We start from the raw sequence: 13,702 nt of genomic DNA on the forward strand, positions 1-13,702 counted from the left end.
TCAATGCTCATCATTTAGGGGAACATGCGATGAATTTGGACGTTTCCAAAATGACTTCACCCATGAACCAAAACGATCTAAATACACATACACCACAGGCGTTGTATACAAGGTTAATAACTGGCTAAACACCAAACCGCCACAAATGGCAATCCCGAGTGGGCGATGCAAGGCTGCATTTGAACCTGTCTGAATAATTAACGGTAGTGCACCAAAAAATGCTGCCAATGTAGTCATAAGGATTGGACGAAAACGCTTGTCACACGCCTTCATAATGGCTTGTTCTGGCGAAAGGTTCTGCTCTTTTTCTGCGGTTAAGGCAAAATCAATCATCAAAATGGCATTTTTCTTCACGATCCCGATCAGCAGCAAAATACCAATCAAGGCAATGACGGTCAACTGTGTCCCTGTCAGCATCATCAGCACCAAAGCTCCAACACCTGCCGAAGGTAAGGTCGATAAAATCGTAATCGGATGAATCCAGCTTTCATACAGCATCCCCAGCAAAATATAAATGGTTGCCAATGCTGCAAAAATCAGCCAAGGCATTTGTTTCACCAGTGTTTCATAGACTTGTGCTGTCCCTGCCAAACTGCCATGTACTGTATCTGGCATACCAATTTTCACCATCGCCTGATCAATTGCGGCTTTAGCCTGCTCTAATGACACACCATCGGCCAAGTTAAAGGCAATTGTGGTGGTGGCCATTTGACCTTGGTGAGCGACTGACAATGGTGCAGTGGTATATTCCAAATGGGCAAAAGCTGAGATTGGGATCGACTGATTATCACTGGTCAACACATACAATTGCTTCAAGACTTCAGGGTTTTGGGTGTAGTTGTTGTTAAGCCCAATAATGGTGTAATACTGGTTCAGCATTTGATATTGCGTCGCAATTTGACGCTGACTAAACGCATTATTCAGGAAAGTATCAATGTCCTCGACATTTAAACCATAACGTTTCGCAGCAACACGGTCGATTACCACTTTCACTTCAGAACCACCTGACTGTGCATCACTATCGACACTGGTCAGTTCAGGTAACTGTTTCAACGTGGCATAGACCTTAGGACTCCATTCACGTAAAGTTTCCAAACTATCACTTTGTACACTGTACTGGTAAGTGGCATTGGCACTACGTCCACCGACACGTAAGTCTTGTGCAGGCATTAGAAACAAGGACATTCCAGGCATTTTGCTATTTTGCTTGGTAATGCGGTTAGCAATTTGCATGGCTGATTCTTTACGTTCACTCTCATCCTTCAAACGGATAAAGAAATTAGCACTATTTCGAGAACCAAAACCACCACTCCCTGTCGATGCAATCACATATTGAATGTCTTTATCTTTCTGTAATTTTTGGCTAATGGCTTTGAGTTGTGGCTCAATTGACTGGAAGCTGGTTGCCTGATCAGCTCTTAATTGTCCCATTAACAAGCCATTATCCTGATCTGGGAATAAGCCTTTTTGTACCACTTTGTACAAGTACACATTACCCACCACAGTGATCAACAGTGTCAACATCGTCAGACGTTTATGGCGCATGATGACCGAAAGACTTTTTACATAGCCATTGTGTAATTTACTTAAAACTACGCCAACTCCCGCCATAAAGCGGTTTTCTTTTTCATTGCCAGTTTCTTTCTTTAACAAGCGTGAACACAACATTGGGGTCAGCGTTAAAGACACAAACATGGAAATCAGCAATGAAACCGACAAAGTGACAGCAAACTCTCGGAACAAACGTCCCAAGACACCACTCATTAACAGCAATGGAATGAACACGGCAATCAATGAAGCGGTCATCGACAAAACCGTAAAACCGACTTCCTTACTCCCCTTCAGGGCAGCATCCATCGGCGTCATACCATCTTCTATATGTCGACTGATATTTTCCAAAACTACAATCGCATCATCGACCACGAAACCTGTCGCTACAATCAAGGCCATCATCGACAAGGCATCGAGACTATAACCAAGTGCATACATTGCAGCAAATGTACTGATGATGGAAATCGGAAGCGTAATCGCAGGAATCAGTAATGCATGACCTTTTCTCAAGAAGAAAAATACCACTGAAATCACTAGCAAGACAGCGAGTATCAAAGTTCTCTCAGTTTCGTGTAAGGCACCACGAATGGTTAATGAACGGTCAATGGCCAAAGTGATTTGCGTACCTTTTGGCAACATTTCATTTAGGACAGGAATCTCAGCTTTAATCGCATCAATCGTTTTCAGCATGTTGGCCCCTGCTTGACGAGTGACCGCAATAGAGACTGACTGCTGATTGTTAAAATAACCTGCCGAGTAAATATCCTGAACGGAATCGGTCACAGACGCGATATCGTGCAAACGCACTGCTGCACCGTTTCGATAAGCCACAATCAAATCTTGATAGTCTTTGGCTTTGGTCAACTGACCATTGGCATCAATCCACCATGTATAGTGACTGCCACTAATTAATCCACGCGGTGAATTGGTGGTTGCATTGTCAACGGCTGCACGAACCGTATCTAAACTAATGCCATAACTGGTGAGCTGCTTCGGATCAAGACTTACCCTCACCGCAGGTAAAGCACCACCACGCAAGGAAACCTGACCGACCCCCTGCACCTGTGCAATTTTCTGCTGGAGCTTACTGGAAGCCAAGTCATATAACTGACCACGATTGAGGTTGTCAGAGGTTAATGCCAACATCAAAATCGGTGCATCAGATGGGTTTGCCTTACGATACGTTGGTAAGGTTTTCATGCTGCTTGGAAGCAAACTCCGCGCTGCATTAATCGCTGCCTGTACATCACGTGCTGCGCCATCAATATCGCGATTAAGATCAAACTGAATAATGACATTGGTCGAGCCCTGACTACTCGAAGACGTCATTTCCGTAATGCCTGCAATTTGACCCATGGCACGCTCAAGTGGTGTCGCCACAGTTGCTGCCATGGTTTCAGGGCTGGCTCCAGCAAGACTTGCCTGTACCATAATGGTTGGCGTATCAATTTGCGGTAACGGTGCTACAGGCAACAGGCGAAATGCCAGAATGCCCAACAAGGTCAGTGCAAGACTGACCAAAATGGTGGCAATCGGTCTTAAAATAAAGACTTTCGACACATTCATGACGTTGCCCCTGATTTTTTCCGATGCGCTAATTTTTCAAAAGCCAGATAAATCACAGGTGTGGTAAATAAAGTCAGTAATTGACTAAAGATCAGACCACCGACAATCACCAAACCGAGTGGCTGACGTAGTTCTGCGCCAGAACCCGATGCCAACATAAGCGGCACAGCACCAAGCAATGCCGCACAGGTCGTCATCAAAATTGGGCGGAAACGCAGTAGACAGGCCTGATAAATTGCATCGTGGGCATTTTTTCCTTGTCGCTGTTCATCGAGTGCAAAGTCAATCAGCATGATGGCATTTTTCTTTACAATCCCGATTAGCAAGATAATCCCGATCAATGCAATCAGTGTGAATTCTGTGCCTGTCAGTTTAAGTGCCAACAATGCACCAATCGCTGCCGATGGTAAGGTTGAAAGTACGGTAATCGGGTGAATCCAGCTTTCATACAAAATACCCAGAACGATGTACATTGTCATTACAGCAGCAAGAATCAACCACAAGGTATTTTGGCTCGATGAGCTAAATGCTTCGAGTGAACCTTGATACTGGAGATTGACTGTATCTGGCATCTGGATTTTTTGCTTAATGTCATCAATTGCCTGACGTGCCTGTTCAATTGAATAACCATCGGCAAGGTTAAATGACACTGTTGCTGCTGGAGTCTGATCACGACGTGCATAGGTCAAGTAACCTTCTTTTTCAGTCACAGTGATCAGGTTACTGAGCGGTACCATACTGCTACTTGCAGTCGTACTGGAACTGGTTGAACTGCTTGTCGTTGATGTCGATGTTGTTGTGCTACTTGAGCTTGTTGAGCTGCTCGAATCCGTCGATGCTTTCAGATAAATATGAGAGAAAGCCGACAAATCCTGTTTGTACTCAGGCGGCACTTCAAGAACTACACGGTATTGGTTGGCTTGCGTATAAATCGTAGAAATCAGATGTTGACCAAATGCATTATACAAAGCGGTATCAATATCACTGGCGGTCAAACCATAACGACTCGCTTCATCACGGTTAATTTGCACATAGGCCACTTTCGCGCGATTTTGTAAGTTGCTATTCACATCCTTAAATTCAGGACGATCTTTCATCGCCTCGACAAATTGCGGTACCCAATTTTCCAGTTCGGATTGATCTGGAGTATCCAGCGTCAACTGGTACTGGCTTGGTGTGACCTGATCATCGACATTTAAGTCTTGGCTCTTGATCGCATAAAGCTGAATGTCCGCAATTTTCGCAGCACGCTCTTTCAAACGTGCTATCACGACATCGGCTTTATCGCGTTCACCAAAGTCTTTTAGGCTGATCTGCAAACGCCCCATATTTAAAGCAGTATTATTGGTCGCATCCACCCCGACAATCGAAGCAATTGAATCTACCGCAGGGTCTTTTTGCAATGCCGTAGCCAAAGCCTGTTGGCGTTTGACCATTTCACTATAAGATACATCTTGCGATGCGAGTGTAATCCCTTGAATCTTGCCAGTATCTTGAGCTGGGAAGAAACCTTTAGGAATCCAGAGATACAAGCCAGCCGTCACTGCCAGTGACAAGACAGCGACACATAAGGTTAAAGGCTGATGATCCAGTACCCAAAGCAGGCATTTTTCATAACCATGCAAAAGTTTGTCAAAACCTCGCCCGAAACTTCGTGCCAGTCTATTGTGCTTTTCTTCAGGGATATTTTTCAGCAAATATGCGCTGAGCATTGGTGTCAAGGTCAAAGACACAAACATGGACACCAAAATCGACACTGCGAGTGTGATAGAAAACTCGCGGAACAAACGCCCAATGACATCCCCCATAAACAGCAAGGGAATCAGAACTGCAATCAGGGAAATGGTCAGGGAAATAATGGTAAAACCAATTTCTTGCGAGCCTTTCAGCGCGGCAATCAACGGTTTTTCACCTTCTTCAATATGCCGCTGAATATTCTCCACCACCACAATCGCATCATCAATTACGAAACCTGTGGCAATGGTCAGTGCCATTAAGGTCAGGTTGTTAATCGAGAAGCCTGCCAGATACATCACGCCAAATGTCCCAACAATCGACAAAGGCACGGCCAAACTTGGAATCAACGTGGTAGCAAATGTCCGTAAGAACAGGAATGACACCATCACTACCAAGGCGATTGCTAAAATCAGTTCAAACTGTACATCTGAAATTGAAGCACGAATGGTATCGGTACGATCCGCCAACGTCGTGATTTTTACTGAACCTGGCAAACTGGCTTGGATTGCAGGTAACTTGGCTTTGATGTTATCGACAATCGAGACGACGTTCGTTCCTGGTTGGCGCTGAATATTAATAATAATGGCAGGTTTACCATTTGCCCACGCTTGTTGATACTCGTCTTGTGGGGCTTGTTCAACAGTCGCAACATCGTGTAAATATAGCGCCTGACCATTTTCATATTTCAAGATCAGATTGCTGTATTCATCTGCACTTTGTAACTGGTCATTGGCATCAATCGTGACTGAACGCTCAGGCCCATCAAAACCACCTTTTGAACCATTCACATTGGCATTATTAATGACCGTATCGACATCTGCTAATGTTAAACCATGACTCGCTAAAGCAGCAGGGTTGGCACGTATACGAACCGCCTGTTGTTGTCCACCCGCCAAGCTCACCAAACCCACCCCTGAAATTTGCGACAATTTAAGTGCAACACGGGTATTAATCAAATCTTGAACTTTGGTCAGCGGCAAGGTATCTGAGGTCGCAGCCAATGTAAGAATTGGGGTATCGGCTGGGTTAACTTTTTTATAGGTAGGCTTGTTTGGTAGATCACTTGGCAATAAAGAGTCGGCAGTGTTAATTGCCGCTTGCACTTCCTGCTCGGCAACATCCAAAGAAGTGTCGAGATTAAATTTCAGGGTAATGACCGATGCCCCACCCGAACTGGTGGAATACATCTGGTTCAAGCCTGCCATTTGCCCAAGCTGCCGTTCCAGTGGTGCAGTAACACCACTGGTCATGACTTCTGGACCTGCGCCTGGAAACTGTGTTGTCACCTGAATCACAGGATAATCGACCTCAGGCAAAGCCGAAATCGATAAACTGCGATATGCCAATAGACCGCTTAAGATCACCGCAATCATCATAAGCATTGTGGCGATCGGTCTTTCAATAAATATGCGAGATGGATTCATAAGTTATCTAGGGAAATGTCTGCCTTTGCTTGAAGCGTTATCTAAAATGCTGGTATCGACTTTTTGTGCAGTCACGATATTCACTTTAGAGCCATTACCTAACGAATCCACCCCTGCCGTAACGACTTTTTCGCCTGTTTTCACGCCAGAAAGAATCGCTGTTTTACCATCTTCAGTTTGTGGGCCAACTTTCACCATGACTTTATGCGCAACCGATTTTTGGTCAATCACAAAGACATATTGTCCTGCTGTACCTGATTGCACTGCAGCACTTGGTACCACAATTGCGTTATTCAATTCGCCTGTTTGCAGTTTGATATTGACGAACTGATTCGGGAAAAGTTTGTTGTCATCATTATTGAAAATGGCTTTTAGTTTCACTGTTCCTGTCGTTGAGTCAATTTCATTACTAATCACGCCAACTTCACCTTCAGCCAACACTGTTTTACCTTGCTGGTCATAGGCTTTCACGATCAGTTTTCCACCATTACGAATCGGTTGAACCACATCATCTAACTTTGTTTGTGGAATGCTAAACACCACAGCAATTGGTTTGGTTTGAGTAATTGTTGCAATTGCAGTGCTTGAGTCCGTGCTCACCAAGTTACCCACGTCAACATTACGAATCCCGATATAACCTGAAATTGGTGCTACGATTCGTCCATATTCGATGTTGAGTTTGGCTGAGGCAATCTGCCCAAGGTCAGATTTGATCGCACCTTCATATTGTGCTGTCGTTGCAGTTTGAGTATCTAAATCTTGTTTGGCAATTGAGTCTTGCGCATACAAGCGCTTGTAACGTGCCAAAGTCAATTTCGCATTGACAAGCTGGGCTTGGTTTTCAGCCAATTGTCCTTGATATTGCTGTAAAGTCGCCTCATAAGCACGAGTATCTACTTTTGCAAGCAGATCACCTTTATTCACGTACTGACCTTCTTTAAAATATACCTCTTGCAAATGCCCCTGAATCAGACTGGTCACAGAAACCGTCTGGCTAGCTGTTACCGTCCCGAGTGCCGATAAAATCACTGGAACATTGGTTTGACCTGAAGTTGCCACTTGTACTGAAGTCGCACTCTCTGGTGGGCCATTTCGTTTCTGACTGCTTTTATTTTTGACAAAATAGGCGACTGTACCAATCACCAGTACTGACAGGCAGACCAATATCAAGAGTTTTTTGCGTTGCATATGACACTCAGCTTAAATTTAAAAATTAGTGGCACTAAAGAGGTTAAAGCAGATCGTACTGTTTTATGGATTTGCAATGGAATATAAGCACATTGTATTTCATCAAAATCGGCCAGCTGCCTTAATAAAATATCAAATATGTTTAAATAAGATCATATCTCATTTGTATGCTTCAAAAACATACATAACAATTATTTACACGATGCGACTATGCACTAGAAATATGAATCAACGATGTAGAATAATTTTCGATTTACGACAATACTCTGCCGAGTTTCATCAAATTTCACATGAATAACTGACAATTATTGACAAAATTTTATCTTTTCATTTTCATTTTTTTGAAATTGATATCTTGAATTGTCTTTTCAGTTGTGGTTTATTGATGTCTGCTATTTCACTGGGTGATCCCCAGTGTCAGCAAACGCCAAGGATTGGTGTTGATTGAAACAAGGAAGTATTCTTATCCGGGATTCTTTTTTAGCAAACCCAAATCAATCAGATTTGGTTATACATGGAATGCTGTTTGCTCTCCCCTCATATCGAATTGTCTTTTCCTTTCTAGATCAAAAACCAAACTTTCGTTTATAGCTACCCCCAAACTGGTATGTTTTATGCATTAGCCACGGGGCGGTAATTATATTTTTCGTTTTTGTAGGTTTTTCTCTCATGGCACATAATAATCAAGCCACTCTCTCTCAAGGATTAAAAAACCGCCATGTCACCATGCTGTCTATTGCTGGTGCGATTGGTGCAGGTTTATTTGTCGGTTCTGGACACGCGATTGCTTCTGCGGGACCAGCCGTTCTTCTCTCCTACCTCATGGCAGGTACACTGGTGGTTTTAGTGATGCGTATGCTCGCTGAAATGGCGGTGTCTCAACCTGACAGCGGTTCATTCTCAACTTATGCTGACCGCTCTATTGGTAAATGGGCAGGTTTTACTATTGGCTGGCTTTACTGGTGGTTCTGGGTACTGGTCATTCCATTTGAAGCCAATGCAGCAGCAGCAATTATTAACTCATGGATTCCAGGTGCACCAATTTGGCTCCTTTCATTCCTGATTACAGCAGCGCTAACTGTCACCAACTTGTTTAGTGTGAAAAACTATGGTGAATTTGAGTTTTGGCTTGCTACCATCAAAGTGGGTTCCATCATTGTCTTCATTGTATTGGGCTGTGCCGCCATTTTTGGTTTCTCACCTGCTCCAGAAGTCAACGGTGTCAAACACTTGTGGGATCACGGTGGATTTATGCCAAATGGCTGGGGTACTGTCATTGCGGCACTACTGACCACCATGTTCTCATTCATGGGTTCTGAAATTGTCACCATTGCAGCAAGTGAATCGAAAGATCCTGAGCGTCAAATTACTAAAGCGACAAACTCAGTGATCTGGCGTATTGGTCTATTCTACCTAGTCTCTATTTTCATTGTGGTGAGCTTGGTGTCTTGGAATGACCCTCGTTTAGCGGAAATGGGTTCATATCAAACTGTTTTACAAGTACTACATATTCCACATGCGAAATTGATCGTTGATATTGTGGTATTGACTGCGGTAACCAGCTGCTTGAACTCCGCACTCTATACCGCTTCACGTATGTTGTACTCTCTAGGCAAACGTGGCGATGCACCTGCAATTACCCGTCAAGTCAACAAGAGCCAAACACCTGTTTACGCAGTATTAATGTCAACTGCAATTGCATTCTTATGTACGTTTGCAAACTATGCTGCGCCAAAAGCCGTGTTTAACTTTTTACTTGATAGCTCTGGCGCGATTGCACTTTTGGTTTACTTGGTCATCGCCTGCTCTCAGCTCAGAATGCGTAAAAAACTCATGGCCGAAGGCAAACCTTTAACAATGAAAATGTGGTTATTCCCATACCTAACTTGGGCAGTGATCGTATTTATTATTGCAGCACTTGGCATTATGGCATTCGATCCAAACCACGTGCATGAAATTACCTCAACAGGGATCTTATGTATCTTTGTGGTGGTTTCAGGTCTGATTGTGACTAAACGTCGTCAAGCAAACCTAAACGCAGGTATTGCTCAAGCTGAAACTAACTAAATCTCCCGATTAAAAAAACCCAGCTTATGCTGGGTTTTTTACTGTTGTTATCGTTATCAACAAATTTTGTTGAATTACTGATAAAAATTTTATTTCAAATTCATCTGTCTTCTTTTAAATGTTCAAACCGTAATTGCTCAATACAGTTTTCCAGATATCCATGTAAGTAATCAATAAAACACGCCACCTTAGGAAGATATTGTAAACGATCTAAATAAACTGCATAGACATCTGCTGGTGCTGTTGGATATTGAGATAAAATTTGCACCAAACGACCACTTTTTAAATATTTTGCGACATCCCACTCCGCACGCATTAAGATGCCATGCCCTTCCAATGCCCAGTTGAGTGCGACGGCACCATCATTAGTACTCAGTTTACCGTGAACTTTGACTGTCTCAAGCTGATCTTCACTTCCTAAACGCCAATTGCCATAGGCTGTATCATTTTGTCGAAGCACAATACACTGGTGCTGAGTCAAATCATGTGGAACTTGTGGCACACCATTTTTCTTTAGATAAATGGGTGAAGCACACAGCAAGCGTCGATGAGCAATCAGTTTTTTGGCAATCACCCGTGAATCTGGCAGGTCACCAAACCGAATCACCACATCAAATGTTTCGTCAGGCAATGTCACAGGACGATCACTCAGGTGTAATTGCACTTCAACATCAGGGTAAATTTTAGCGAATTGGCTAATCGCTGGCGCAATATAAGACCGACCAAAACCTAAAGGCGCATTCACGCGTAATAAACCTTTCGGTGCAACACGACTACTGGCAACCAGTCGCTCCATCTCATCTATTTCATTCAAAATCCGTAGCGCATTTTCATAATAAAGTTCACCTTCATGAGTCAGGCTGATACGGCGCGTTGTCCTGTTCAGCAGGCGCACCCCCAAACGCTGTTCTAGCTGGGTTAAACGTCGTGAAACTGCAGGCGGCGTCAGGTTCAGCTCCCTTGCTGTTGCCACCAAACTTCCTTGTTTTATTAGTAAACAAAAAAAACCTAATTCTGTATCCGTACTCATGATTATTCAGTTTTTTGCAATAGTGATTTAACTTTAGCGCGATTTTTCTATTTTTCAAAGCCATTACTATAGCTTCAGGTTACCTCCTTGTACTCATCACAACAATAAAAGTCGCAGAGGAATGCGGCTTGGTACAAGGAAGCCATTCGTCAAATTCGATCATGAAGTATCGATTGGTAATCTTTAGGAAAATGGAGAATTCTTCTCATGGATATGGATTTAGAGAAACGAGTGCTACGTAAAATTACGTGGAGAATTGTACCGTTTATCATGTTGTTATATCTGATTGCGTATATTGATCGCGTCAATCTTGGTTTTGCTGCACTGACCATGAAACAAGACCTTGGCTTTAGCTCCTCAGTGCTTGGCTTTGGCGCAGGAATTTTCTTCTTAGGCTATTTCCTGTTTGAAGTGCCATCCAACATTATTTTGCATAAAGTCGGCGCTCGTCTTTGGATTGCCCGCGTCATGCTGACATGGGGGCTAATTGCAGGCGGTATGGCTTTTGTGCATAGCACCACCAGTTTTTATGTCATGCGCTTTTTGCTTGGTGTTGCGGAAGCAGGCTTTTTCCCTGGCATTATTTTGTATTTAAGCTACTGGTTTCCCGCACGTCACCGCGCAGGTGTGATTGCCTTGTTTATGGCAGCAGCCCCGATTGCAACGGCGATTGGTTCACCGATCTCTGCTGCCTTACTGGAAATGCACGGTCTTCTCAATTTAGCGGGTTGGCAGTGGATGTTCCTGCTTGAAGCCGTTCCTGCACTGATTTTAGGTGTGGTGGTGTTCTTCTATATGACTGACCACCCAGAAAAAGCCACATGGCTTGCAGCCGATGAAAAAGCTTGGCTGATTCAGACCATGCAGCAAGAGCATCAGCAAAAACAAACGCATCAACACCACAGCATTATTCGTGGGTTAACTAACCCGAAAGTTCTAGCGCTTGCCTGTGTCTATTTTGGAACGTCTGCAGGGCTATATACCCTTGGGATTTGGGCACCACAAATAATTAAAGACTTGGGTGTATCGGCAATGACCGTCGGTTTCTTAAATGCCATTCCGCCAATTTTGTCGGTCATTGCCATGATTTTATGGTCACGTCATTCGGATCGTACAGGTGAACGCACATGGCATGTTGCACTTGCCTGCCTGATTGCGGTTGCAGGGTTAGTGATTGCTACCCAAACCCACAACGCGCTTGGTCTGATTGCTGCGCTCAGTATTGTCAATATCGGCATTAGCTGCTCCAAACCACCACTTTGGAGTATGCCAACCATGTTTCTTTCTGGAACAGCCGCAGCCACAGGCATCGCCACCATCAACTCAATTGGTAACCTCGGCGGCTTTGCAGGCCCTGCCATGATCGGCTGGATTAAAGATCAGACAGGCAGTTTCAATGGTGGTTTGTATTTTGTGGCAGGTCTACTGGTTCTCTCAACCGTGCTGACCCTGATTCTCAGTGCCACCCATAGAACCAAGCCCCATGCCAACAATGCTTCAAACGAAGCCTAGCAACCCATTTTTAGATTTGTCAAAGGAGTATCTCATGGACAAACAGCTGGCCATCCAGTCCCTTACGGACACTATGGCGAAATTCACAGCCTATATTGGCAAACGCTTACCGAAAGATGTCAACAAAAAATTGATTGAGCTACGTACACTGGAAACCAATCCGCTCGCCAAATCAATTTATGACTCGATGGATGCCAACCAACAAGCCGCAGACAAACTGGATCGACCAAGCTGCCAAGACACAGGCGTGATTCAGTACTTTGTAGAAGCAGGCGCACATTTCCCATTACTGGGTGAATTACAGGAAATTTTGCAGGAAGCGACGGCTGAAGCCACCCGCAAAGGTCCTTTACGCCACAATGCCGTCGAAACCTTCGATGAAAAAAATACAGGAACCAACACAGGCACTCAAATTCCGTGGTTGGACTGGCGTATTGTTCCAGAAGTCGACACCTGCACCATTGATGTCTACATGGCAGGCGGCGGTTGCACTCTTCCGGGTGCTGCCAAAGTTCTGATGCCAGGACAAGGCTATGAAGGTGTTGCTGAATTTGTAATGGATGTGATTACGGAACGCGGTGTGAATGCCTGCCCACCACTTTTGGTTGGGGTTGGCGTATCAACCTCGGTGGAAACAGCAGCTCGTCTGTCTAAACTTGCAATCATGCGTCCAGTCGATTCAAAAAGTGATAACCCGCGTGCTGCACTTATGGAAGAGTTACTAGAACAAGGTCTCAATGAAATCGGCATTGGACCACAAGGCTTAACAGGCAACAATAGCGTGATGGGCGTCAATATTGAATCTTCTGCCCGTCATCCATCCACCATTGGGGTGGCAGTCAATACAGGTTGCTGGGCGCACCGTCGTGGCAAAATCCGCATTAACCCTGACATGTCTTATGAAATCCTGTCACATGAAGGAGTTGTACTATGAAAAAAATCCTGACAACCCCAATTCGTGATGAAGATTTAGCGGATCTTAAAGTCGGTGATGTGGTGTACCTAACTGGTCGTTTGGTCACCTGCCGTGACGTTGCCCATCGTCGTCTGATTGAACAAGGGCGTGAACTGCCAGTGAACTTGGAAGGTGGCGCAATTTTCCATGCTGGCCCAATTGTCCGTAAAATAGATGATGATCGTTTTGAAATGGTCTCCATTGGCCCAACCACCAGTATGCGTATGGAAAAATTCGAGCGCGAATTTATTGCCAAAACTGGAGTCAAACTGATTGTTGGTAAGGGTGGCATGGGGCCTGAAACTGCCGCAGGCTGTCAGGAACATAAAGCTGTACATGCCATTTTCCCAGGGGGTTGCGCGGTACTTGCTGCTACACTGGTAGAAGAAATTGAAGGCGCTGAATGGCAAGATCTAGGCATGCCTGAAACTTTATGGATTAACCGTGTCAAAGTCTTTGGCCCACTGATCATTTCGATTGATACCCATGGTAACAACCTGATTCAGGACAATAAAACTGTGTTCCAAGCCAAGAAAAAACCTGTTTTGGACAGAATCAGTAAACAGCTTGGTTTTATTCAATAATCTGCTTTTCTCGGTATCTGCTGCCCATTTAGCAGATACCGCTTTGCTCTTTCTAGCCGCCTAATCCCCTCCAAAAATCATCCTCGCG

At 44.3% G+C, this 13,702-nt stretch carries 8 protein-coding genes; 4 read left to right on the forward strand and 4 right to left on the reverse strand.

Annotated features, from left to right (window positions below; translation table 11 throughout):
* The 3 genes from C1A47_RS03410 to C1A47_RS03420 are packed head-to-tail and all read right to left on the reverse strand — an operon-like array spanning position 1 to position 7,466.
* The gene (locus C1A47_RS03410; RefSeq protein WP_111892445.1) at positions 1-3,117 is read right to left on the reverse strand and encodes an efflux RND transporter permease subunit; all 3,117 of its coding nucleotides are present in this window, start codon (positions 3,115-3,117) and stop codon (positions 1-3) included.
* Positions 3,114-6,278, reverse strand: coding sequence for an efflux RND transporter permease subunit (locus C1A47_RS03415; RefSeq protein ID WP_111892447.1), 3,165 nt, complete (start codon positions 6,276-6,278; stop codon positions 3,114-3,116). Before C1A47_RS03415 ends, C1A47_RS03410 begins: the two co-directional genes overlap by 4 nt.
* 3 nt (positions 6,279-6,281) lie before the next feature.
* Positions 6,282-7,466, reverse strand: coding sequence for an efflux RND transporter periplasmic adaptor subunit (locus tag C1A47_RS03420; RefSeq protein ID WP_111892449.1), 1,185 nt, complete (start codon positions 7,464-7,466; stop codon positions 6,282-6,284).
* Positions 7,467-8,135: 669 nt separating this feature from the next.
* Between C1A47_RS03420 and gabP the strand changes: the two genes are divergently transcribed.
* The gene (gene gabP, locus C1A47_RS03425; protein WP_111892451.1) at positions 8,136-9,533 is read left to right on the forward strand and encodes a GABA permease; all 1,398 of its coding nucleotides are present in this window, start codon (positions 8,136-8,138) and stop codon (positions 9,531-9,533) included.
* Between the two features lie 100 nt (positions 9,534-9,633).
* Here gabP and C1A47_RS03430 read toward each other — a convergent pair whose 3' ends face one another.
* Positions 9,634-10,563: a LysR family transcriptional regulator gene (locus C1A47_RS03430; protein WP_111892453.1), complete on the reverse strand. Its 930-nt coding sequence runs from the start codon at positions 10,561-10,563 to the stop codon at positions 9,634-9,636.
* 207 nt (positions 10,564-10,770) lie between these two features.
* Between C1A47_RS03430 and C1A47_RS03435 the strand changes: the two genes are divergently transcribed.
* Genes C1A47_RS03435 through ttdB form a run of 3 tightly spaced genes read left to right on the forward strand, consistent with a single transcriptional unit; the run spans position 10,771 to position 13,614 of the window.
* The gene (locus C1A47_RS03435; RefSeq protein ID WP_111892455.1) at positions 10,771-12,075 is read left to right on the forward strand and encodes an MFS transporter; all 1,305 of its coding nucleotides are present in this window, start codon (positions 10,771-10,773) and stop codon (positions 12,073-12,075) included.
* 34 nt (positions 12,076-12,109) lie between these two features.
* Positions 12,110-13,009 carry a L(+)-tartrate dehydratase subunit alpha gene (gene ttdA / locus C1A47_RS03440; RefSeq protein WP_111892457.1) on the forward strand — a complete coding sequence of 300 codons (900 nt, stop codon included), beginning with the start codon at positions 12,110-12,112 and terminating at the stop codon, positions 13,007-13,009.
* Positions 13,006-13,614: a L(+)-tartrate dehydratase subunit beta gene (ttdB, locus tag C1A47_RS03445; protein WP_111892459.1), complete on the forward strand. Its 609-nt coding sequence runs from the start codon at positions 13,006-13,008 to the stop codon at positions 13,612-13,614. The genes ttdA and ttdB overlap by 4 nt, the downstream gene beginning before the upstream one ends.
* The last annotated feature ends 88 nt before the right edge of the window (positions 13,615-13,702 follow it).

The sequence above is a fragment of the Acinetobacter sp. MB5 genome (assembly GCF_003261585.1).
GTDB lineage: Bacteria > Pseudomonadota > Gammaproteobacteria > Pseudomonadales > Moraxellaceae > Acinetobacter.